This is a genomic window from Streptomyces sp. BBFR102, from assembly GCF_051397025.1.
In the GTDB taxonomy this organism is placed as follows: Bacteria; Actinomycetota; Actinomycetes; order Streptomycetales; family Streptomycetaceae; genus Streptomyces.
In genome coordinates this window covers 4,764,425-4,784,822 of sequence record NZ_CP195757.1, presented here as the reverse complement: position 1 = coordinate 4,784,822, position 20,398 = coordinate 4,764,425, and the positions used below count along the sequence as shown (strand labels likewise).

Sequence of the window (20,398 nt, the reverse complement as noted above, 5' to 3'; positions counted from 1 at the left end):
GCTTCCCGCCCCGGGTCCGGCCGGAAGCGCCAAGAGGGCGCCGGCCTCCAGGCCGGCGCCCTCTCACCAGGCGCTCAGCACCGCACGCCGCTCAGCGCGCCCGGTGCCGCGGGCCGTCCGTCAGCTGCACCCGCTGGTGGAGCCGCAGCCCTCGCAGATGTAGCAGGAGCCGGCGCGCTGCATCTTGGTGCCGCAGGAGAAGCAGAGCGGGGCGTCGGCGCTGATGCCGAGCTGCATCTCGACCAGCTCGGCCGAGGTGCGGGCCTGCTGCTCGGGCTTGGCCTGCGGGATCTCCGTGCCGGTCGCCGGGACGGAGATCTCCGGGGCGGGCGCGGCCGGTTCGGGCTGCTCCTCCTCGGCGGGCTCGTAGGAACCGGTCTCCAGGTGGCGGCGGCGCTCGTCGGCGGAGTGGATGCCGAGGGCGGAGCGGGTCTCGAAGGGCAGGAAGTCCAGCGCCAGGCGGCGGAAGATGTAGTCGACGATCGACTGCGCCATCCGCACGTCCGGGTCGTCGGTCATACCGGCCGGCTCGAAGCGCATGTTGGTGAACTTCGAGACGTACGTCTCCAGCGGCACGCCGTACTGGAGGCCGACCGAGACGGCGATGGAGAAGGCGTCCATCATGCCCGCGAGGGTGGAGCCCTGCTTGGACATCTTCAGGAAGACCTCGCCGAGACCGTCGTCCGGATAGGAGTTGGCCGTCATGTAGCCCTCGGCGCCGCCGACCGTGAAGGAGGTGGTGATGCCGGGGCGGCCCTTGGGGAGGCGCCTGCGGACCGGGCGGTACTCGACGACCTTCTCCACGGCGGCGCGGATGGTCTCCTCGGCCTGCTCGGTGATCTCGGCCTTCTCCTGCTCCTTCTTCTTGGCGGAGAGGGGCTGCCCGACCTTGCAGTTGTCGCGGTAGATCGCGAGCGCCTTGACGCCCAGCTTCCACGCCTCGAAGTAGACCTCCTCGACGTCCTCGACGGTGGCGGTCTCGGGGAGGTTGACCGTCTTGGAGAGGGCGCCGGAGATCCAGGGCTGGATCGCGGCCATCATCCGGACGTGGCCCATCGCGGAGATGGAGCGCTCGCCCATGGCGCAGTCGAAGACCTCGTAGTGCTCGGGCTTGAGGGCGGGGGCGTCGATCACGTTGCCGTACTCGGCGATGTGGGCGACGATCGCCTCGATCTGCTCCTCGGAGTAGTCCATGCGGCGCAGCGCCTGCGGCACGGTGCCGTTGACGATCTGCATGGAGCCGCCGCCGACCAGCTTCTTGAACTTGACCAGCGCGAGGTCGGGCTCCAGGCCGGTGGTGTCGCAGGACATCGCGAGGCCGATGGTGCCGGTCGGGGCGATGACGGAAGCCTGGGCGTTGCGGAAGCCGTTCTTGGCGCCGAGGCGCACGACGTCCTGCCACGCCTCGGTGGCGGCGGCCCAGATCGGGTTGTCCAGGTCGTCGGTGCGCACGGCCTTGGCGTTGGCGTCGGCGTGCTGCTTCATGACCCGCTGGTGGGGCTCGGCGTTGCGGGCGTACCCGTCGTACGGGCCCACCACGGCCGCCAGCTCCGCCGAGCGGCGGTAGGAGGTGCCGGTCATCAGCGAGGTGATGGCTCCGGCGAGGGCGCGGCCGCCGTCGGAGTCGTAGGCGTGGCCGGTCGCCATGAGCAGGGCGCCCAGGTTGGCGTAGCCGATACCCAGCTGGCGGAAGGCGCGGGTGTTCTCACCGATCTTCTGGGTGGGGAAGTCGGCGAAGCAGATGGAGATGTCCATCGCGGTGATGACCAGCTCGACGACCTTCGCGAACCGCTCGGACTCGAAGGACTGGTTGCCCTTGCCGTCGTCCTTGAGGAACTTCATGAGGTTGAGCGAGGCGAGGTTGCACGAGGTGTTGTCCAGGTGCATGTACTCGCTGCACGGGTTCGAGCCGTTGATGCGGCCGGACTCCGGGCAGGTGTGCCAGGCGTTGATGGTGTCGTCGTACTGGATGCCGGGGTCGGCGCAGGCCCAGGCGGCCTCGGCCATCTTGCGGAAGAGCGACTTGGCGTCGACCTCCTCGATGACCTCGCCGGTCATGCGGGCACGCAGACCGAAGGTGCCGCCGGACTCGACGGCCTTCATGAACTCGTCGTTCACGCGGACCGAGTTGTTGGCGTTCTGGTACTGGACGGACGTGATGTCGTCGCCGCCCAGGTCCATGTCGAAGCCCGCGTCGCGCAGGGCGCGGATCTTCTCCTCCTCGCTGACCTTGGTCTGGATGAAGTCCTCGATGTCGGGGTGGTCGACGTCGAGGATGACCATCTTGGCCGCGCGGCGGGTGGCGCCGCCCGACTTGATCGTTCCCGCGGAGGCGTCGGCGCCGCGCATGAAGGAGACCGGGCCGGAGGCGTTGCCGCCGGAGGAGAGCAGCTCCTTGGAGGAGCGGATGCGGGAGAGGTTCAGGCCGGCGCCGGAGCCGCCCTTGAAGATCATCCCCTCTTCCTTGTACCAGTCGAGGATCGACTCCATGGAGTCGTCGACGGAGAGGATGAAGCAGGCCGAGACCTGCTGGGGCTGGGGCGTGCCGACGTTGAACCACACCGGGGAGTTGAAGCTGAAGATCTGGTGCAGCAGCGCGTAGGCCAGCTCGTGCTCGAAGATCTCCGCGTCGGCGGGGGAGGCGAAGTAGTTGTTCTCCTCACCGGACTTGCGGTACGTCTTCACGATGCGGTCGATGAGCTGCTTGAGCCCCGTCTCACGCTGCGGGGTGCCGACGGCCCCGCGGAAGTACTTGCTGGTGACGATGTTGACCGCGTTCACCGACCAGAAGTCGGGGAACTCGACGCCACGCTGCTCGAAGTTGACCGAGCCGTCGCGCCAGTTGGTCATGACGACGTCACGAAGCTCCCACTGGACCTCGTCGTACGGGTGCACGCCGGGCGTCGTGTGGATGCGCTCGATACGCAGACCCTTGGCCTTGGAACCCTTCGTACGGGAACCTCGTGCCGGGCCGCTCGCCGTCTCTGTCATGCCGCCTCCCATATGTGGGTAAAACACCCAAAAGTGCGCAGAGCTTCCCTGCAGCACGGTCTGTCCTGTCTTCCGGGCACCGCCGCAGCGCCCGGTCACATCGTTCCTCCGCCGCCGAAGCCGGCGGTCCGGCCCACTCAGCCCGTGGACGTGGCGGGGGCCGGGACTCCCGGCTCCCGCTCCTCGCCGTCCCGCGCCCCGCCGCGCTCCCGCGCCCGCAGCTCGGTGATGGCGGCCTCGAAGTCGTCCAGCGAGTCGAACGCCCGGTAGACCGAGGCGAACCGCAGGTAGGCGACGAGGTCCAGCTCCTGGAGCGGACCCAGTATGGCGAGGCCCACGTCGTGCGTGGCCAGCTCGGCGCTGCCGGTGGCGCGCAGCGCCTCCTCGACCCGCTGGCCGAGCTGGGCGAGCGCGTCCTCCGTGACCGGCCGGCCCTGGCACGCCTTGCGGACGCCGCTGATGACCTTGGCCCGGCTGAAGGGCTCGGTCACGCCGCTGCGCTTGACCACCATCAGGGAGCAGGACTCCACGGTGGTGAACCGTCGGGAGCAGTCGGGGCACTGACGGCGACGCCTGATCGACGTCCCGTCGTCGGTGGTGCGACTGTCCACGACACGACTGTCGGGGTGCCTGCAGAAGGGGCAGTGCATGAGACTCCGAACCCTCCTCCACAGCACGACTCACTGGCTCGCCGGGGCTACACAGCCCCTCGAAGCAGGCTCCAGCATAGGCGATGAACCACCGCCCGAATCACCGGCACCACAACTTGTGGGCATTCCCCTCCGCCCCACCACTAGATCTGGTGTCTGGAGGGGAAGTTGCCCCCATTGCGTGCCGCCGGGGCAATCCTCACCAAGCGCCACCCGCGGGTACCGCCGAGCGGGCGCGCAGGGGCGCGCCGAGGCTGCGGACCGGAGCGGCCGCACGGTCGACGGGGGCGGTTCCGCAGCATACGGAGGGCCCGTGCGCCCGCTCGCGAAGGGGGTCGGTGCGAGCTCCGCCCGACCCCGGATGGCAGACTATGGCCTCGCCGGGAGTGGTTCGCGCCGCATCCGGCACCCGCCCACGGCGGTGGAGGTTACCGCACGGCCCATCGACACGGGCCCGGCCCGGGACGAGGCCGGGAGGAGGTGCCCGCCGGACCGCCGGTCAGCTCCGGCCTCGCCGGAAGCGGACATCCCATCGGGAAACACCCCCACAACGACCGCCTCGCCTCATACACCCGAACGCCCACCAACGGCAGATGAACTGCGGTTTTTCACTCGAACGTGTGTTTGGCGCAACCTTTCGAAAGCAACTACCGTTGGCTATCCAGGGAGTACACACCGAGAGGGGCCGACGTGACCACGACCGCAGACAGCGCCACCATCACCGCCCAGGGCCGGTCCCAGGGACGACGGGAGTCGGTGCACGCCATGAATGAGCCCGCCTCGCACCAGGAGGGGGCGAAGCCCGCCCGCTCTCTTCCCGGACGCCCTCCGGGTATCCGCGCGGACAGCTCAGGACTGACCGACCGGCAGCGCCGCGTGATCGAGGTCATCCGCGACTCGGTGCAGCGACGCGGCTACCCGCCGTCGATGCGGGAGATCGGGCAGGCCGTCGGCCTCTCCAGCACCTCCTCGGTCGCCCATCAGCTGATGGCCCTGGAGCGCAAGGGCTTCCTCCGCCGCGACCCGCACCGCCCCCGGGCGTACGAGGTGCGCGGTTCCGACCAGCCGAGCACGCAGCCCGCAGACACCACGGGCAAGCCCGCCGCCTCCTACGTGCCGCTGGTCGGCCGGATCGCGGCCGGCGGGCCGATCCTGGCCGAGGAGTCGGTCGAGGACGTCTTCCCCCTCCCCCGCCAGCTGGTCGGCGACGGCGAGCTGTTCGTCCTCAAGGTCGTCGGTGACTCCATGGTCGAGGCGGCCATCTGCGACGGCGACTGGGTCACCGTCCGCCGCCAGCCCGTCGCGGAGAACGGCGACATCGTCGCCGCCATGCTGGACGGCGAGGCGACCGTGAAGCGGTTCAAGCGCGAGGACAACCACATCTGGCTCCTGCCGCACAACGCCGCCTACCAGCCGATCCCCGGCGACGAGGCCACCATCCTCGGCAAGGTCGTCGCGGTCCTGCGGCGGGTCTGACCCCGCCGGTACCCCCTGGCGAGTCCCGGAACCTCTGCGCCGGTTCCGGGACTCTTCTCTGTCCGCTTCCCCTTCGTCTACTTCCCCTCCCCGCGGGCCACCTCGTCGATGGCGGCCAGGGAGCGGCGGACCTGGTTACGGTCCGTGGTGTACCAGAAGTCGGGCAGGGAGGCACGGAGGTAGCTGCCGTAGCGGGCCGTGGCGAGACGCGGGTCGAGGACCGCCACGACGCCCCGGTCCCCCGTGGCACGCACCAGGCGCCCGGCGCCCTGCGCCATGAGCAGCGCGGAATGGGTGGCGGCCACCGCCATGAAGCCGTTGCCCCCGGCCTCCTCCACCGCCTTCTGGCGGGCCGACATCAGCGGGTCGTCGGGGCGCGGGAACGGGATGCGGTCCATCACCACCAGCTGGCAGCTCGGCCCGGGCACGTCCACGCCCTGCCAGAGGGAGAGCGTGCCGAAGAGACAGGTACGGGGGTCGGCCGCGAAGTTCTTGATCAGCTCACCGAGGGTCTCCTCGCCCTGGAGCAGGATCGGCACGTCGAGCCGGCCGCGCAGTTCCTCGGCAGCGGCCCGGGCCGCGCGCATCGAGGAGAAGAGCCCCAGGGTACGGCCGCCCGCCGCCTCCACCAGCTCGGCCAGCTCGTCGGTCATGTCGGCGCGGGTGCCCTCGCGGCCGGGGTTGTTCAGATGGCGGGCGACGTAGAGGATGCCCTGCTTCGGGTAGTCGAAGGGGGAACCGACGTCGACGCCCTTCCAGACCGGGAGATCGGCACCGGGCGTGCCGTCGACCCCGGCGGTGCCCTCGGGGGCCAGGCCGAGGGATGCGCCTACGCCGTTGAAGTCGCCGCCGAGCTTGAGGGTGGCGGAGGTCAGGGTGACCGAGCGGTCGGCGAAGAGCTTCTCGCGCAGCAGCCCCGAGACGGAGAGCGGCGCGACCCGCAGGGAGGCGCCGAAGCGGTCGTGCCGCTCGTACCAGACCACGTCGTACTCGGAGCGCTGGGCGATGCGCTCGGCGACCGTGTGGATCGACTCGACGGCGGCGAGGGCCTGCTTGCGGACGGCGTCCTCGTCCTGCACCGACTTGTCGCGGGTGGAGCCGAGCGCCGAGATCACCGCACGGGCGGCGTCACGCAGGGCGGCCAGCGCGTACTCCAGGTCCTCCGGGACGGTCTCCAGGCGGCCGGGGAGGGCCAGCTCCATCAGCCCCTCGAAGGTCTCGGCGGCGGTCTGGAGGGAGTCGGCCGCCTTCTCGTCGACCAGTTTGGCGGCGCGGCGCACGGCGCGGTTGACCTGGCCCGGGGTGAGTTCGCCGGTGGCGGCGCCGGTGACCCGGGAGACCAGCTCGTGGGCCTCGTCGACGATCAGCACCTCGTGCGAGGGGAGGATCGGGGCACCCTCGATGGCGTCGATGGCGAGCAGGGCGTGGTTGGTGACGACCACGTCGGCGAGGCGGGCGCGCTCCTTGGCCAGCTCGGCGAAGCACTCCTGGCCGTAGGCGCAGCGGCTGGCGCCGAGGCACTCGCGGGAGGAGACGGAGACCTGCGACCAGGCGCGGTCGGAGACACCCGGGGTCAGGTCGTCCCGGTCGCCGGTCTCCGTCTCGTCGGACCAGTCGCGCAGCCGCAGCAGGTCGGTGCCGAGCTTGCTGGTGGGGGTGGCGGCCTCGAAGGGGTCGAAGAGGCCCTCTTCCTCCTCCTGCGGGACGCCCTCGTGCAGCCGGTGCAGGCACAGGTAGTTCGACCGGCCCTTGAGCATGGCGAACTCGGGGCGGCGGCGCAGCACCGGATGGAGCGCCTCCACCGTGCGGGGCAGGTCCCGCTCGACCAGCTGGCGCTGGAGGGCCAGCGTCGCCGTGGCGACGACCACCCGCTCTCCGTGGGCCAGGGCGGGCACGAGGTAGCCCAGCGACTTTCCGGTGCCGGTGCCCGCCTGGACGAGCAGATGGGAGGAGTCGTCGATGGCCGAGGCGACCGCTTCGGCCATGGCCACCTGACCGGGCCGCTCGGTGCCGCCCACGGCGGCGACGGCGGCGTGCAGGAGCTCGGTGAGTGAGGGCTTCGTCATAGCCGCTCCAGCCTACGGTGCGCGACCGACAGCCTCTGTCCCGATCCCGTCGCCGACGGGGCGCGCGCCCCCGGCGCGCGCCCCGCTCATTCCGGTGGGAGGAGGTGGGGCGGCTCCGCGTGCAGGGGGTTCGGCACGGTGCCGTGCACGGCGGCGTGCGGGCGGGCGGCGCGGTCGCGGTAGCCGTCGACGTGGAGCCGGTTGCGGTTGAGGCACAGGCGCTCGATCTCGGGGGCGAAGAGGTCGAAGAGTTCGTACCGCTCCTTGAGGTGGGGGAAGCGGGTCTGGTGGCGGATGATCTCGGCGCGGACCAGCTGCCAGAAGTCGGCCTCGGGGACGCCGAGCTGGGTGGCGCAGAGCGGCGCGAGGTAGCGGAAGACGCCGACGAACAGCCCGGAGTGGATGAACTGCGGCAGGAAGCCGGGGCTCTCGGTGAGCAGGACGGCGCGGACCTCGTCGGGCATGGCCGCGTGTTCCGGCAGCGGTACGGAGCTGATGTTGACGTCGTCGACGAAGTCCTTGACGGCGAGCCGGGTGGGAACGTCGTCCTCGTCGAAGACGACGATGGCGTTCTCCCCGTGCGGCGAGAAGACGGTGCCGTACTGGTGGAGGAAGTGCAGCAGCGGCGGCAGCAGGGCGGCGAAGAGGCGGCGCAGCCAGTCGCGCGGGGCGAGCCCCGAGCGGGCGACGAGTTCGGCGGTGAAGGCGCGGCCGTCCCGGTCGGTGTGGATCAGGGAGGCGAGGGTGCGGGCGCGCTCCCCGGGATCGAGGTGGCCGGTGAGCGGCTCGCGCCAGATGGCGCCCAGCAACTCCTTGAACTGGTAGGGAACTTCCGGCAGCCGGTCGTAGACGGGGTGGGCAACGGTGACGGAGGCCACCTCGCCCAGGAGGATGACGCGGCACTCGTCGCGCAGGTACGGGTCCTGGTCGCGCAGGCCCCGCATCCATTGGGTGACGGCCGGCGCGGCGAGGGTGCGTTCGGTCGGCAGGCCCCGCCAGACGAGGGTGTTGAGGATGGAGAGCGGGAGTTTGACGGTGCGGCGGCGGGGGTCGCTGCGGTTGAGGAAGGTGCGGATGGACTGCTGGGGCAGCCGCTCGTCGGGGTCGGCGGACAGCGGCACGATGCGCCGGTCGGCGACGGCCGGGGCGAAGAGCGGGACCACCGTGTCGTCCCACTGCCAGGGGTGGACGGGCAGGTAGAGGTAGGCGCCGGGGTCCAGGCCCCGCTCGCGCAGGGTGGCGGCGAACAGCTCGCGGGTGGCCTCGTCCAACTCGCCCCGGTAGAGCGTCTCGGCGTCGAGGCCGGGGACGCCCCGGTAGGCGGCGAGGGAGGTGTGGACGGCGATCCACGGCAGCCGTGCCGGACGGCGGGCCTCGGGGGCCCATCGTGCGCAGTCCTCGGCGGAGAAGCCGATGCGCCCCTTGTTGAGGACCAGCCACGGGTGTCCGGTCTGGTGGCCTTCGAGGGCGGCGTAGTCGAGGTCGGCCAGTTCGGCGGCGGTCAGCGCGGTCGCGTCGAGGCGGGTGTCGGCGGCGAGGGTGCGGGTGAGTTCGCGCAGGACGTGGCCGAGGGTGTCGCCTTCGAGCCTCAGCAGCGGCCTGGCCCGCACCAGGAAGTCCAGCGGATCACCGTACGGGCGTGGGGCCCCGCCGCCCTCGCTGAGCGTGACGCTGCCCGCCTCGACCTGCCAGTGCCCGTACGCCCAGCGGCGCGCCCGGAACCGGAGTTCGGCCTCGCCGGTGCCGCCGAGCACCAGGACGTGGTCGGCGCCGCCGGGTCCGGGAGGCGTCAGCGGGTGGGGCTCGATGATCTCCTCGTAGGCGAACTCGCCGAGCATCTTGGCCAGCAGCCGGCGCTCGGCCCGCCGCCAGGCGTCGGCGGTCAGCTCGGGCGGGGCGTGCGGGGCGGGGGCGTCGGGACGGGACTGGTCTGCGGTCGGACGCGGCACGGGGACTCCTCGGACGGGAACCGGATCGGGGCGGCCGGGCGTCGCTCGCCGACGCCCGGAGCGGAACGGTCGCAGTGATCGGGCCACTAGGGAACAGGGCCCGGCGCGCGGCAGACCACCACACGCGGGGGCGCACGCCCCGTGTTGGGAGGGGAGTTCGGAGGGCGTGACCGGTGAGGGGGGCGCCGATGCGGCGCCCCGCCCCGCGCCCGCCGGGACGCGGGGCGGGGCGGCAAGTGCCCGGTGGCGTGGCCCTCGCGGCAGGGCTGCCCCGCGCGGCCCCGGCAGCGCTGGTGCGGACCGGCGCTGCCGGAGCCGCGGCTCCCCGGTCCCCGCAGGCCCACCGGTACGCCGGTGGCGCCCGCGCGACGTCGCCGCGCACCGCTCCGGTGCCGGGACGGAGGCGTACGGGTGGCTCGCGCTCGGCGAGCCGGCCCGGTCGGCAGCCGTGGTCCGGGGGCTCCACGACGGGTGCGACGCGCGAGGCAGGCCGCGGCCTCTGCGGCTCCGGAGCCGGGGCGGGGAGATCCCGCGCACCAGGACCGAGCGCGCTTCCCAGGTTGTGTGCGGCGGTCCGCACGAGGCTCCGCCGGTGCACCGGTGAGCCCCTCGGAGGACGGGCGGACACACCGGCCGGGCGGCGTACCGAACCCCGGTATCCGTCGCACCTGGGCCGGCTCCGTCGGGCGCCGGCCGCGTCCCGGCTCCCGGTGTCCCGGCCGGGATGCGCGCCCCGGCCGGTCCCGTGGCCGGAGGATGTACGTCCGCTTCTCCGCGCGAAGGCCGGGTGCGGCCCTGCCCGGGGCGCGTGGTGAGGGCCTGCGCGTTCCGCACGGCCCGGCGGAGGCACGCGCCCGCCGGCCCACGGGGGCGCCGCCACGCCGGACGGCGGCGGGGGCCGGAGGCTCGGCCTCCCGGGGCGGGCGCGTAGGGGTGCGTCCCGAGCGGGGGCCGTCGGCGGCGCCCCCCTCTCCACGGTCACCGGCGTGGCGGTGCCGGTTCCGTGGGGGTGGTTCTCCTGCGGACCATCAGGGCCGCGCGCTTGTCGGGGAGGTCGATCTCGGTGTCGAGGTGGAAGCCGGCGCGGCGGAAGGCGGCGACCGAGGGGGCGTTGCGGACGTCGGGTTCGGCGACGACGCGGTGGCAGCGGGGGCGGTGGGCGAGGACCAGGCAGGTGACGGCGCGCAGCAGGGCGGTGCCCAGGCCCCGGCCCCGGTCGGCGGCGGCGCCGAGCAGCAGGTGGACGCCGGTGTCGTGGGGCCGGGCCGGATAGTGGCGGGCGAGGGGGTCGAGGTCGGCGCGGTAGAGCTCCCAGTAGCTCATCGGGCGCCCGTCGAGGAGGCCGAGGCAGGGGACGCTGCGGCCGTCGCCGGAGAGCTGGGCGTGGACGTGGTGCGCGGTGGCCCCGGCGGGCCCGGCCAGTTCCCAGAAGGCGGCGACCGCCGGGTCGTTCATCCAGGTGGTGAGCAGGGTGAGGTCGTCGGCGGGAGTGAGGGGGACGAGCCGGAATATGCCGAACGGGGTGGCGGCGGGGGCCCACCGGCCGACCCGGTCGAGCAGGGCTCCGCCACTCCCGCCGGGCCCGGCGGGAGTGAGGGCTCCGCCGGGCGCGGCGGCGTCGGGCACGGCGCCCCGGGCCCGCCCCGCCCCGGTGGAGCCCGGCGGCTCCGCCGGACCGTCCCCCCGCCGTGCGGGCGCGGGCACGTGGGAGCGGGCCCCGGTCGTGGGGGCGGCGGGTCCGTGGGGCGGGGTGGCGGCTGGGGGCACGCGGGGCTCCTTCCGGGCGGGGCGGTGCTCAGGCCCCGGTGGTGTGCAGCGGGTTGGCGATCGTGACGTAGACGGACTGGGTGTCGACCGGTCCCACCAGTTCGTCCAGGCCGTGCAGGCGGGTGAGGAGGTTGGCCTTGCAGCGCAGGACCGGGGAGTGGAGGAGCAGGCCGGGCAGGGGCGAGACGGGGCCGGGGGCTGCGGCCTCGTCGGCGAGGAAGCGGCGCAGCGCGGTCAGCAGCAGCCGTTCGTCTGCGAGGCGCTGGGAGCCGAACGCGCCGATCAGGCCGAGGATGTTGTTGATGCCGAGGTAGTAGGCGAACCGCTCGTCCGTGACCGCGTCGGTGACGAAGGTGTCGCTGGCCTCGCCCGCCCCGGGCAGCCGGGCCGTCAGGGCGTCGCGGTGCGAGGTGCGGAAGTAGTAGCCCTGGTTGTCGCGGTAGCGGCCGCCGACGGGCCAGCCGTCGGCGTCGAGGAGGACCAGGGTGTTCTGCTGGTGGGCCTCCAGGGCGATGCCGGCGTGGGCGTCGAGCCAGAGCACGGGCGCGACGACCCGCTGGAGGTAGCGGGTGAACCACTCGGCGGAGACGGCGCCGCGCGTGCGCCCCTCGCGTCCGGAGATCCGGGTGACGAGGTCGCCGAGGCGCGAGCGCATCCCGAGGCGGTCGCCGGACCCGGCGTCGCCCGCGGGGCGTGGTGAGACCAGTCCGGCGACGCAGGCGACGTCGTCGTCCGGAGTGAAGGGGTTCTGGCGGATCATCACGTCGAGGCCGGTGACGGGTGTGCCGTCGGGCCCGTCGACGGCGAGCCACGCCGGGTCGCGGACGATGTCGAAGCCCGGGTGGGCGGCCTGCCAGCGTGCGCCGAGCCCGGTCCGCAGCAGCCGGTGCACCTCGGCGCCCCGGGCCAGTTCCTTGCGGAGGTTCTCGCGCCGGGAGTTGGTGATGCGCAGGCCGAGCGAGAGCTTGAGCATGGCCGGGGCGCCCGCGCGGTAGACGGTGCGCACCGAGGAGGTGGGGTGCCAGGGTTCGCCGCACGGGCCGAGGTCGCGCAGGGCCCCGGCGTCGAGGAGGGCGGCGGCGTCGGGGCGGCGGCGCAGTTCGCGGATCTGCCAGGGGTGGACGGGCAGGGCGGCGGTGTTCTCGGGCAGCCGCAGGCCGGGCCCGGCGAGGCGCGCGGTGAGCTGTTCGGCCGGGACGGCGGTGCCGTCCTCGTACCAGGCGGAGTCCTGGGCGAGCACGGAGCGGTCGACGGCGAGCCAGTGCAGCGGGAACGATCCGCCCAGCTCCGGGGAGTAGGCGCGGGCCTCGGCCTCGGTCAGTCCCTCGCGGCTCTTGGGGGTGGGGTGCAGCGGGTGGCCGAGGACGAGGGACTGTTCGGCGGCGAGGAAGCGGTCCCGCTCCTCCCCGCCGCCGGCGCGGCGCTCCGCGAGGAAGACGGCGGTACGCCGGGCGGAGTCGCCGACCCGCTCCAGCAGGTCCCCGTCGCGCGCCTCGGTGGCCGACTCCCGCTCCAGCAGTCCGGCGACGGCGGCCACGTCGAGCAGCGGCGAGGCCCCGGCGGGGGCGTCCTCGCGCATCGGCGGCCCGAACCGGTGCCAGCCCGCGAGCGACCAGTGCTGGACCGGGACGAGCAGCGCGGTGCCGCTGGCCGGCAGCGGGATGCGGAGCACCCCGTGGGCGGGGGCGGGCGGGGAGGTCTCGCGGACCCAGCAGCGCAGCAGGCTCTCCAGCGCGGCGGCCTCGGCGGCGATCCGGGCGTCGGGGTGTTCGAGCAGGTCGGTGCCGCCGCCGGGGAACCGGAGGGTCCCGATGCCGCCGGGCTGGCGGGGTACGGTCGCCCCGTCGGCCGGGATCTCGCGCGTGGCGGAGGTGCCGCGCGGGGAGGGGTGGCGGCCGCCGTCGGGTGCGGGGGTGACGTTCAAGAGTGCTTCCTTGTGGCGTGGGGCGGATTCCGTGCGCCGGCCGGCTCAGCGGGGGCGGCACCGGGTGGAGTCATCCGGAGAGTTCCTGGGCCGCACCCGTGAGGGCGTCGGTCAGGCGGTCGAGCACCGCGTCGGCCTGCTCGTCGGTGAGGGTCAGCGGAGGCAGCAGGCGGACGACGGCGCTGCGGCGCCCGCCCAACTCGACGATGAGGCCCCGGTCCAGGCACGCGCGCTGCACGGCGGCGGCGATCCGGGGAGCGGGCGGCGACGGCGCACCGGCGGGTGTGTCGGCGGCCGGGTCGACCAGCTCGACGCCGATCATCAGCCCGCGACCGCGCACGTCGCCGACGAACGGGTGCCCGGCGGCGTACTCCCGCAGCCGGCCGAGCATGCGGGCGCCGAGGACGGCGGCACGGTCGGCGAGGCCGTTCTCCCGGACGTACGCCAGGGTGGCGGTGCCGGCGGCCATGGCGAGCTGGTTGCCGCGGAAGGTGCCGGCGTGGGCGCCGGGTTCCCAGACGTCGAGGTCGTCGCGGTAGACGAGGACGGCGAGCGGGAGGCTGCCGCCGATGGCCTTGGAGAGGACCATCACGTCGGGGACGACCCCGCTGTGGTCCACGCCCCAGAACCGGCCGGTGCGTCCGACGCCGGTCTGCACCTCGTCGGCGATCAGCGGGATGGAGCGGTCCTCGGTGATCCGCCGGATGCGGCGCAGCCAGGCGTCGGGGGCCGGGTTGACGCCGCCTTCGCCCTGCACCGGCTCGACCAGCAGGCAGGAGGCGTCGGGGACACCGGACTTGGTGTCGTCGAGCAGCGACTCGGTCCAGCGGGCGGCGAGTTCGGCGCCCTGCTCGCCGCCGACCCCGAAGGGGCAGCGGTAGTCCTGCGGGAACGGGAGCCGGGTGACGCGCTGCTCGCGGGCGCCGCCGGAGGCGGCGAGGGCGCCGGCGGTCATGCCGTGGTAGGCGCCGGTGAAGGCGAGGACCCCGGAGCGGCCGGTGGCGGTGCGGGTCAGAGTGAGCGCGGCCTCGACGGCGTCGGTGCCGGCCGGGCCGCAGAACTGGATGCGGGCGCGGGAGGCGAGGGCCGGCGGCAGGGTCGCGAACAGCTCGGTGGTGAAGGCGTCCTTGACCGGGGTGGCGAGGTCGAGGACGTGGAGCGGAGCGCCGGAGTCGAGGACCTTGCGGATGGCTTCGAGGACCACCGGGTGGTTGTGGCCGAGCGCGAGGGTGCCGGCGCCGGAGAGGCAGTCGAGGTAGCGGCGGCCGTCGGCGCCCTCGATCGTCACGCCGCGGGCGCGGACGGGGACGATCGGCAGGGAGCGCGCGTAGGTGCGCGCGGCGGACTCGCGGGAGGCCTGGCGGCGCAGGATGCCCAGGTGCGCGGTGGTCGCGGTGGTGGGCGCCTCGGCTTGCTCGGTCACGGCCACAGGTGTGGTTCCTCCCGTGGTAGCAGGTGCGTCGTGCGGTGGTTCCGCGCACGGCGCGGGCCCACCGCCCCTACCAACGACCGCGCGGCGAAAGGAACACGGGCGCCGACGAGATCCTTCGGACGCCCGGCCGGCGCGGCCTCGTGACGGAACCGTTTCCGCCCCGTGGACCGTCCCCCAGGGCACCCGCTTACTCTGGGGGGCCACGATCCGCCGCCCACGAGGGCGGATTCACGTCCGAATCCAGGGGGAGTCCGACATGCGATCCATACGCCCACTTCGCTCCGGAGGCCGGGGGAGGGCGCGCGGACGGGCCGGTGCGGCTTCCGCGGTGGCCCTGTGCGCGGCGCTGGCACTGACCGCCACCGCCTGCGGTCCCGAGGAGGACAGCGCCGGAGGCGGCCCGTCGGCCTCGGCCTCCGCGGAGTCCGACGGCAAGGTCCGCGTCCCGGACAGCATCAAGGACCGGCTCAAGGAGTACGGCCTGGATCTGGACCAGTGGAGGGACGGCGCCTGGAAGGACTGGTCGCGCGAGGACTGGCTGCGGGAGGCCGAGGACTTCGTCAACCCGGTCATCGAGGACCTGTGGGACCCGGACCGGATGCGCGAGGCGGACGACCCGACCGAGCGGGAGGTCGACGAGGAGGACATCTCCGGCGACCAGGGCGTGACCGACCCGACGCCGCGGCCGGTGGACGCGACGGCGGTCGGCGCCGCGTACCACGACCGGGCGCCGGAGGCGGGCAAGCTCCTCTTCGACGGCCCCAAAGGCTCGATGGTCTGCTCGGCCACCGTGATCGCCGACCCTGCCAACCCGGGCAGGTCCAACCTCGTGTGGACCGCCGGACACTGCGTCCACGCGGGCAAGGAGGGCGGCTGGTACCGGAACATCGTCTTCGTCCCCTCCTACAACGACGGCGCCCTGCCGGCCGAGCGGCTCCAGAACGCCACGCAGGAGCAGGTCGCCCCGTACGGCGTGTGGTGGAGCGACTGGGCGCAGACCTCGGACCAGTGGATCGAGCAGGGCGGCCAGACCGGGGGTGACGGTGCGCCGTACGACTTCGCGGTGCTGCACGTGACCCAGCAGGACGGGCAGGGCAAGTCGCTGGAGGAGACGGTCGGTTCGGCGCTCCCGGTGAACTTCGACGCGCCCGCCGCGGACAGGATCGGCTCGCTGACGGCGACCGGGTACCCGGCGGCGCCGCCGTTCGAGGGCCAGAAGATGTTCCAGTGCGCGGACCGGCCGGGCCGGCTCTCGGTCACCGAGGACGACCCGACGATGCACCGGATCGGCTGCACCATGACGGGCGGCTCGTCCGGCGGCGGCTGGGTCGCCGAGGGGGCCGACGGCAAGCCGGCGCTGGTCTCCAACACCTCCATCGGCCCGGTGAACGCAGGGTGGCTGGCCGGCCCCCGGCTGGGCAAGGAGGCCGAGGGCATCTACACGGCGGTCAGCGAGAAGTTCGCCGGCAGGTGACGTCCGGGCGCCCGGGGCCGGCCCGGGCGCCCGCCTGCTCCGGCCCCGTACGCGTGACGGCACTCCGGAGCCCTGCATGACAAGTACCTGACATCTACCGTCGCCGGGGAGCCGCTCCCCGCCGCACCCGGGGGTACCACCACACCATGCGTTCCCTGCACGGGCCGTCGCGCCCGCTACTCGCCGCCGCCTCACTCACCGCCGCACTCGCCCTGGCCCTGACCGCCTGCGGCGGCGAGACGCCCGCCGCCGGCCCGAAGCCCGCCGCCGAGGGGCGGGAGTCCGGACCGGGCGAGGAGAGCGGCAAGGAGGCCGGCGACCGCGCCCAGGCCGCCGAGGATCTCGCCGACCGGCTCAAGAAGCACGGCATCGACGCCGAGCAGTGGAAGGACGGCGCCTGGAAGGACTGGGACAGGGACGACTGGCTGCGCGAGGCCAAGGACTTCGTCAACCCGGTGATCAAGGGGCTGTGGAAGCCCGGCCGGATGCGCGGCGCCGAGGACCCCGGCAGGACCGTCGCCACCAAGGACACCGCCGCCGACCAGGAGCAGAGCGACCCCGCCCCGCGCGCGGTCCCCGCAGAGCGGGAGAAGACGCCGTACCACGACCACGCGGCCCCCGTCGGCAAGGTCTTCTTCGACTCCCCCGCCGGCTCGATGGTCTGCTCGGCCACCGTCGTCAAGGACCCCCGCAACCCGGGGAGGTCCAACCTCGTCTGGACCGCCGGGCACTGCGTCCACGCCGGCGCCGAGGGCGGCTGGTACCGCAACATCGCCTTCGTCCCCTCCTACAACGACCTCGGTGAGGACGCGGCCGGCCTCGCCGCCGCCGCACCCCGCGAGGCCGCCCCGTACGGCACCTGGTGGGCCGACTGGGCCGCCACCTCCAACGAGTGGATCGGCCAGGGTGCCGAGAAGGGCGGCGCGGGCGCCCCGTACGACTACGCGGTGCTGCACGTGAAGCCGGAGAGCGGGACCACGTCGCTGGAGGAGACCGTCGGCGACGCCCTGGAAGTCGACTTCCGCGCTCCCGGCACGGAGCGCCTCGGCACGCTGGGCGCCTGGGGGTACCCGGCGGGGCCGCCCTACGACGGCCTGCTGATGCACCGGTGCGCCGACCGGCCCGGCCGCCTGTCGCTCGCGGCGGGGCAGCCGAGCATGTACCGCATCGGCTGCACCATGACCGGCGGCTCCTCCGGCGGCGGCTGGTTCCGGGAGGAGGGCGGCAAGACCCTGCTGGTCTCCAACACCTCCATCGGCCCGGCCGACAACACCTGGCTGGCCGGCCCCCAGCTGGGCCGCCAGGCCGAGCGGCTCTTCGACCTGATGAGCCGCACGCACGGCACCGGCTGACCCCGGTCCTCTCCACGCACGGCGAAGGCCCGCCCCGGCACCGCGACTTGGCGGTACGGAGGCGGGCCTTCGCCTGCGGTCAGCTGGTGGCGAGCGCGAACGTCGAGAGTTCCGTCGCCAGTTCGCGGTGGACGCGCACCTTCAGCAAGGTGCCCTCCGCGGTGTGCTCCTCGGAGAGGACCTCGCCCTCGGCGTGCGCCCGGGCGACGAGCTGGCCCTGGGTGTACGGGACCAGCGCCTCCAGCTCCACCCCGGGGCGGGGCAGGATGTCGTCGATCAGCTCAAGGAGTTCGCCGATGCCCGCGCCGGTCCGCGCCGACACCGCGATGGCGTGCTTCTCGACCCGCAGCAGCCGCTGGAGGACCAGCGGATCGGCCGCGTCGGCCTTGTTGACCACGACGATTTCCGGGACGTTCACCGCGCCGACGTCACGGATGACCTCGCGGACGGCGGCCAACTGCTCCTCGGGGGCCGGGTGCGCGCCGTCGACCACGTGGAGGATCAGATCGGAGTCGCCGACCTCCTCCATGGTGGAGCGGAACGCCTCGACCAGGTGGTGCGGCAGGTGCCGGACGAAGCCGACGGTGTCCGCGAGGGTGTAGAGCCGCCCGCTGGGCGTCTGAGCGCGGCGGACCGTCGGGTCCAGGGTGGCGAACAGGGCGTTCTCCACCAGGACCCCGGCGCCGGTGAGGCGGTTGAGGAGGGAGGACTTGCCGGCGTTGGTGTAGCCGGCGATGGCCACCGAGGGGACCTGGTTGCGCCGGCGTTCCTGGCGCTTGAGGTCCCGGCCGGTCTTCATCGCCGCGATCTCCCGGCGCATCTTCGCCATCTTCTCGCGGATGCGCCGCCGGTCCGTCTCGATCTTGGTCTCACCGGGACCGCGGGTCGCCATACCGCCGCCGCCGCTGGTTCCGCCGCCGCCCATCTGCCGCGAGAGCGACTGACCCCAGCCGCGCAGCCTCGGCAGCATGTACTGCATCTGGGCCAGCGAGACCTGGGCCTTGCCCTCCCGGGACTTGGCGTGCTGGGCGAAGATGTCGAGGATCAGGGCGGTCCGGTCGACCACCTTGACCTTGACGACGTCCTCCAGGTGGATGAGCTGGCCGGGGCTCAGCTCACCGTCGCAGACCACGGTGTCGGCACCGGTCTCGCGGACGATGTCGTACAGCTCCTGGGCCTTGCCGGAGCCGATGTACGTCGCCGGGTCCGGCTTGTCGCGGCGCTGCACGACCCCGTCGAGGACGAGGGCGCCGGCGGTCTCCGCGAGGGCGGCCAGCTCGGCCAGGGAGCGGTCGGCGTCCTCGGCCGTGCCGGAGGTCCAGACACCGACCAGGACGACCCGCTCCAGCCGCAGCTGGCGGTACTCGACCTCGGTGACGTCCTCCAGCTCGGTGGAGAGACCCGCGACGCGGCGCAGGGCCGCCCGGTCGGAACGGTCGTACTGGTCACCGTCGCGCTCACCGTCGACGGTGTGGCTCCAGGCGACGTCCTCTTCCATCAGGGCATCGGCCCGAAGGCTGTCGGCGTGCGGCCCGGCGGCGGGGCCGGTCGCGTCGTGCGGGTGCTGCATGTCGTGCACGTCCTGGGAAGGGGAGGAAGAGGAGGTCATTGGGTCCTTACGTCGATCCGGTGGGGGCGCTCCCGGCCGTTCGGCACGGAGGTCGCCGTATGTGTCCCAACGCACGAGGGGCCCGGGAGATTCCCGGTGTCCGCTCCGTCGCGACAGGAAGATGTTCCCACCCCGCCGGGTACCCCGTCATCCGACTTTCCCGTACGCATCCGGGTGGTCTCCCCGCCGCGCGGCTCCCGGCGGGTCAGGGGGTGCCGGAGCGCCAGTCCGGGCGGCCGGGCATCGCCGGGGTGCGCTCGCCGTACAACCACCCCTGGAAGAAGGCGGAGAGGTCGCGTCCGGCGGTGCGGGAGGCGAGGGTGACGAAGTCGGCGGTGGAGGCGCTGGCGTCGCGGTGCTCGCGTACCCAGGCCCGCTGGAGCCGGCCGAAGGCGGTCTCGCCGATCTCCTGGCGGAGCGCGTAGAGCACCAGGGCGGAGCCGTCGTAGACGACCGGGCGGAAGAGGCTGATCTTCTCACCGGGCTCGGGGGCCTTCGGCCGGGCCGGCGGGCCGCCGGCGGAGCGCCAGCCGTCGGAGTCGCGGTACGCCCGGCGCATCCGCTCCCGGAGCGCGGGCCCGCCGTGCTCCTCGGCCCAGAGCGCCTCGTACCAGGTGGCGTGGGCCTCGCTGATCCACAGGTCTGACCAGGCGGCGGGCGAGACGCTGTCGCCGAACCACTGGTGGGCCAGTTCGTGGACCATGACCGGCTCGACGAGGCCGCGGTCGGCCGCGCTGTCGGTGAAGAGGTTCCGCTCGAAGAGCGAGAGGGTCTGCGTCTCCAGCTCGAACCCGGTCTCGGCGTCGGCCACCAGCAGCCCGTACGTCTCGAAGGGGTACGGGCCCAGCCGGTCCTGGAGCCAGCCGAGGTGGGCGGGGGTGCGGTTCAGCCAGGGCTCCAGCCTCTCGCGGTCGGCGGCGGGGACGACGTCGCGCAGGGGCAGCCCGCCCGGGCCCTCGCGGCGCACCACGGCCAGGTCGCCGATGCCGACCTGGGCCAGTTCGGTGGCCATGGGGTGGGCGGTGCGGTAGGTCCAGGTGGTGGTGGCGCCCTTGGTGACCGGCTCACCCGCCGGCAGCCCCGCGGCGACCGCGGTGAGCCGCTTCGGGGCGGTGACGCGGAAGGTGAAGCGGGCCTTGTCGGCGGGGTGGTCGTTGCAGGGGAAGACCCGGTGGGCGGCGTCGGCCTGGTTGGCCATGGCCAGCCCGTCGCGGGTCCGCACCCAGCCGCCCTGCCCGTCGGCGGGGTCGGCCGGGTCGGAGGTGTGGCGGACGGTGATCCGCAGCGGCGACCCGGCGGGCACCGGCGCGGCCGGGGTGACGACCAGGTCCTCCCCGGCCGGGGCGAAGCGGGCCGGCGCGCCGTCGACGGTGACCGAGGACGCCTCGCCGTGCGCGAAGTCGAGGTTGATCCGCTCCAGCCGCGCCGTGGAACGGGCGTCGATGACGGTGACGGCGTCCAGCGGCGCCGTGTTGTCGCCCGAGTAGGCCAGCGAGATGTCGTACGCCGTGACGTCGTAGCCGGGGTTGCCGAGGTGCGGGAAGAGCGGGTCGCCGATGCCGAGCGGCTGCGGGGGCGGGGCGGCGCCCAGCAGGGTCAGCGAGGCGGTGGCGAGCAGGGCGGCCTTGAGGCGGGCGGAGAGCAGCATGCCCCACCGCTACCAGCGGGCACGGCCGCCCGGTCGGCGGCGCGCGTCCGGACCACCCGT

The 20,398-nt window shown here is 73.7% G+C and carries 12 protein-coding genes; 3 read left to right on the top strand and 9 right to left on the bottom strand.

The genetic code is table 11. The features are described 5' to 3' along the window. Positions 1 to 120: 120 nt before the first annotated feature. Together ACSLIC_RS21230 and nrdR are read right to left on the bottom strand one after the other, a co-directional pair. Positions 121 to 2,991: a vitamin B12-dependent ribonucleotide reductase gene (locus ACSLIC_RS21230; protein WP_436739289.1), complete on the bottom strand. Its 2,871-nt coding sequence runs from the start codon at positions 2,989 to 2,991 to the stop codon at positions 121 to 123. A 137-nt stretch (positions 2,992 to 3,128) separates the two neighbouring features. Then, positions 3,129 to 3,641, bottom strand: coding sequence for a transcriptional regulator NrdR (gene nrdR, locus ACSLIC_RS21225; RefSeq protein WP_436739288.1), 513 nt, complete (start codon positions 3,639 to 3,641; stop codon positions 3,129 to 3,131). A gap of 690 nt (positions 3,642 to 4,331) precedes the next feature. Here nrdR and lexA point away from each other — a divergent pair. After that, entirely contained in the window at positions 4,332 to 5,117 is a 786-nt protein-coding gene (gene lexA / locus ACSLIC_RS21220; protein WP_100457877.1) for a transcriptional repressor LexA, read from the top strand. A 77-nt stretch (positions 5,118 to 5,194) separates the two neighbouring features. Here lexA and ACSLIC_RS21215 read toward each other — a convergent pair whose 3' ends face one another. From ACSLIC_RS21215 to ACSLIC_RS21195, 5 genes are all read right to left on the bottom strand, one after another. Further along, positions 5,195 to 7,183, bottom strand: coding sequence for an ATP-dependent DNA helicase (locus ACSLIC_RS21215; protein ID WP_436739287.1), 1,989 nt, complete (start codon positions 7,181 to 7,183; stop codon positions 5,195 to 5,197). Positions 7,184 to 7,269: 86 nt separating this feature from the next. Then, complete coding sequence (locus ACSLIC_RS21210) at positions 7,270 to 9,132, bottom strand: IucA/IucC family protein (RefSeq protein WP_436739286.1); 1,863 nt, start codon at positions 9,130 to 9,132, stop codon at positions 7,270 to 7,272. Positions 9,133 to 10,110: 978 nt separating this feature from the next. Then, the gene (locus ACSLIC_RS21205; protein WP_436739285.1) at positions 10,111 to 10,899 is read right to left on the bottom strand and encodes a GNAT family N-acetyltransferase; all 789 of its coding nucleotides are present in this window, start codon (positions 10,897 to 10,899) and stop codon (positions 10,111 to 10,113) included. A gap of 28 nt (positions 10,900 to 10,927) precedes the next feature. Beyond that, complete coding sequence (locus ACSLIC_RS21200) at positions 10,928 to 12,823, bottom strand: IucA/IucC family protein (protein WP_436739284.1); 1,896 nt, start codon at positions 12,821 to 12,823, stop codon at positions 10,928 to 10,930. Between the two features lie 70 nt (positions 12,824 to 12,893). Continuing rightward, on the bottom strand, positions 12,894 to 14,252 hold the full coding sequence (locus ACSLIC_RS21195) for a diaminobutyrate--2-oxoglutarate transaminase family protein (RefSeq protein ID WP_436739283.1): 1,359 nt from the start codon (positions 14,250 to 14,252) through the stop codon (positions 12,894 to 12,896). Between the two features lie 259 nt (positions 14,253 to 14,511). Between ACSLIC_RS21195 and ACSLIC_RS21190 the strand changes: the two genes are divergently transcribed. Then, positions 14,512 to 15,729: a trypsin-like serine peptidase gene (locus ACSLIC_RS21190; RefSeq protein WP_436739282.1), complete on the top strand. Its 1,218-nt coding sequence runs from the start codon at positions 14,512 to 14,514 to the stop codon at positions 15,727 to 15,729. Positions 15,730 to 15,875: 146 nt separating this feature from the next. After that, a complete protein-coding gene (locus tag ACSLIC_RS21185; protein WP_436739281.1) occupies positions 15,876 to 17,081 on the top strand; it encodes a trypsin-like serine peptidase in 1,206 nt (401 codons plus the stop codon). Positions 17,082 to 17,160: 79 nt separating this feature from the next. Here ACSLIC_RS21185 and hflX read toward each other — a convergent pair whose 3' ends face one another. Both hflX and ACSLIC_RS21175 read right to left on the bottom strand, forming a co-directional pair. After that, positions 17,161 to 18,690, bottom strand: a complete 1,530-nt coding sequence (gene hflX, locus ACSLIC_RS21180) for a GTPase HflX (RefSeq protein WP_436739280.1) — start codon at positions 18,688 to 18,690, stop codon at positions 17,161 to 17,163. A gap of 205 nt (positions 18,691 to 18,895) precedes the next feature. Then, positions 18,896 to 20,338: a M1 family metallopeptidase gene (locus ACSLIC_RS21175; RefSeq protein WP_436739279.1), complete on the bottom strand. Its 1,443-nt coding sequence runs from the start codon at positions 20,336 to 20,338 to the stop codon at positions 18,896 to 18,898. Between the last annotated feature and the right edge of the window lie 60 nt (positions 20,339 to 20,398).

Bases quoted from the DNA above. Each gene is read 5' to 3' on its own strand.
- ACSLIC_RS21175 (WP_436739279.1), bottom strand. From the start codon at position 20,338: ATGCTGCTCTCCGCCCGCCTCAAGGCCGCCCTGCTCGCCACCGCCTCG.
- ACSLIC_RS21215 (WP_436739287.1), bottom strand. From the start codon at position 7,183: ATGACGAAGCCCTCACTCACCGAGCTCCTGCACGCCGCCGTCGCCGCC.
- ACSLIC_RS21230 (WP_436739289.1), bottom strand. From the start codon at position 2,991: ATGACAGAGACGGCGAGCGGCCCGGCACGAGGTTCCCGTACGAAGGGT.
- ACSLIC_RS21190 (WP_436739282.1), top strand. From the start codon at position 14,512: ATGCGATCCATACGCCCACTTCGCTCCGGAGGCCGGGGGAGGGCGCGC.
- nrdR (WP_436739288.1), bottom strand. From the start codon at position 3,641: ATGCACTGCCCCTTCTGCAGGCACCCCGACAGTCGTGTCGTGGACAGT.
- ACSLIC_RS21185 (WP_436739281.1), top strand. From the start codon at position 15,876: ATGCGTTCCCTGCACGGGCCGTCGCGCCCGCTACTCGCCGCCGCCTCA.
- hflX (WP_436739280.1), bottom strand. From the start codon at position 18,690: ATGACCTCCTCTTCCTCCCCTTCCCAGGACGTGCACGACATGCAGCAC.